The 2,586-nt window shown below is 69.7% G+C and carries 1 protein-coding gene and 1 pseudogene; both read left to right on the forward strand.

Annotation, left to right across the window (positions count from 1 at the left end):
* Positions 1-285, forward strand: a pseudogene (locus G6020_RS08565) (methylmalonyl-CoA mutase); the annotation flags it as partial.
* A 1-nt stretch (position 286) separates the two neighbouring features.
* Positions 287-2,586 (forward strand): methylmalonyl-CoA mutase (gene scpA, locus G6020_RS08570; RefSeq protein WP_241732632.1); only part of this gene is annotated, 2,300 nt, incomplete at its 3' end.

Below are 2,586 nucleotides of genomic sequence, written 5' to 3' on the forward strand. Positions count from 1 at the left end.
GGGATCGAGGCCCGCAACCCCCTGGCCACCGCGGCCGACCAGTACGCCGGGGTCCGCGAGGGGGAGGAGATCGCCGTCCTCTGCGGCGCCGACAAGCGCTACGCCACCGAGGGCCCGGAGGCCGTCCGGGCGCTGCGCGAGGCGGGTGTGACGACGGTGTACCTCGCGGGCGCCGAGAAGGGGTTCCCCGCCGACGCCGACGACCGACCGGACGGATACCTCGCGACCGGGATCAACGCCGTCGCCGCCCTGACCACCCTCCTCGACCAGCTGGGAGTGAAGTGAGATGACCACCTTCCCCGATTTCAGCATCTCTCCGCTGCGGGGGTCCACCGACGGAGCCCCCCAGCCGGGTTCCGTCGACGAGGGCCCCACGTGGGAGACCCCGGAGGGCATCGACGTCAAGCGGGTGTTCACCAAGGCGGACCGTGACGCGGTCGAGACGGGCAGCGCCCCGACCGACGACGGCGAGAAGGTCACGCCCTTCCCGCTGGACACCGTCCCGGGCGCCGCGCCGTTCCTGCGCGGTCCGTACCCGTCCATGTACGTCAACCAGCCGTGGACCATCCGGCAGTACGCCGGCTTCTCCACCGCGGCCGAGTCCAACGCCTTCTATCGCCGCAACCTCGCGGCGGGCCAGAAGGGGCTGTCGGTCGCGTTCGACCTGGCCACCCACCGCGGGTACGACTCCGACCACCCCCGGGTCGCCGGGGACGTCGGGATGGCGGGTGTGGCGATCGACTCGATCCTGGACATGCGCGAGTTGTTCGACGGGATCGACCTGTCCGCGGTCTCCGTCTCGATGACGATGAACGGCGCCGTCCTGCCGATCCTCGCGTTGTACGTGGTTGCGGCCGAGGAACAGGGGGTGGCTCCGGAGCAGCTCGCGGGGACCATCCAGAACGACATCCTCAAGGAGTTCATGGTCCGTAACACCTACATCTATCCGCCCACGCCCTCGATGCGGATCATCTCGGACATCTTCGCCTACACCTCCCGCAAGATGCCCCGGTTCAACTCGATCTCGATCTCCGGCTACCACATCCAGGAGGCCGGTGCCACGGCGGATCTGGAGTTGGCGTACACGCTCGCGGACGGCGTCGAGTACCTGCGCGCCGGGCTGGACGCCGGGCTGGAGATCGACAAGTTCGCCCCTCGGCTGTCGTTCTTCTGGGCGATCGGGATGAACTTCTCCATGGAGATCGCCAAGCTGCGGGCGGGCCGCCTGCTCTGGAGTGAACTGGTGGAGAAGTTCGGACCGCAGAACGAGAAGTCCAAGTCCCTGCGGACCCATTCCCAGACCTCCGGCTGGTCGCTCACCGCCCAGGACGTGTTCAACAACGTCGCCCGCACGTGTATCGAGGCCATGGCCTCGACGCAGGGTCACACGCAGTCGTTGCACACCAACGCCCTCGACGAGGCGCTGGCGCTGCCCACCGATTTCTCCGCCCGCATCGCGCGGAACACCCAGCTCCTGCTCCAGCAGGAATCGGCGACGACCCGCCCCATCGACCCCTGGGCGGGGTCGTACTACATCGAGTGGCTCACCGCTCAGCTCGCCGACAAGGCCCGACTGCACCTCATCGAGATCGAGGAGGCGGGCGGGATGGCACAGGCGATCGGCGAGGGGATCCCCAAGCTCCGCATCGAGGAGGCCGCAGCCCGCACCCAGGCGCGGATCGACTCCGGTCGCCAGCCGGTGATCGGGGTCAACAAGTACGTCGTCACCGAGGACCAGGAGATCGAGGTCCTCAAGGTCGAGAACTCCCGCGTGCGCACCGAGCAGCTCGCCAAGCTGGACAGGCTCCGGGCTGAGCGCGACGAGGCCGCCTGCCAGGCGGCCCTGGACAGGCTCACCGAGGCCGCCGGCGGCGGGGCCGGGAGCGGTATGGAGAACAACCTCATGGCGCTGGCCATCGACGCCGCCCGCGCCCACGCGACCATCGGCGAGATCTCGGACGCGCTCGAGAAGGTCTACGGTCGACACAAGGCAGAGATCAAGACCCTGTCCGGCGTGTACCGGCAGGAGGTCTCCAAGGAGGGCGCCGTGGACAACGTCACCAAGGCGATGAAGATGGCCGAGGAGTTCGCCGAGCTGGAGGGTCGCAGGCCGCGCATCCTGTTGGCCAAGATGGGACAGGACGGCCACGACCGCGGGCAGAAGGTCGTGGGGACCGCCTTCGCCGACCTCGGCTTCGACGTGGACATGGGCCCGTTGTTCCAGACCCCGGAAGAGGTCGCCCAGCAGGCCGCGGACGCCGACGTCCACGTGGTCGGCGTGTCCTCCCTGGCCGCCGGTCACCTCACCCTGGTGCCGGCACTGCGCGAGGCGCTCGCCGCGGTGGGCCGTGCGGACATCATGGTCACCGTCGGTGGCGTCATCCCGCCCGGTGACTTCCAGGAGCTCTACGACGCCGGGGCGACCGCCATCTATCCCCCCGGCACCGTGATCTCGGACGCGGCGATCGAACTGCTCGGGGCACTGGCCCGGGAACTCGGTCACGAGCTGCCCTCCGCCGGCCCGGAGTCCCCGGGATCGGACGCCGCGGGCTCGGCACCGGCGCGCCCCGGCGAGGGGGCAGGGGC

It is taken from the genome of Dietzia sp. B19 (assembly GCF_014145155.1).
Classification (GTDB): Bacteria; Actinomycetota; Actinomycetes; order Mycobacteriales; family Mycobacteriaceae; genus Dietzia; species Dietzia natronolimnaea.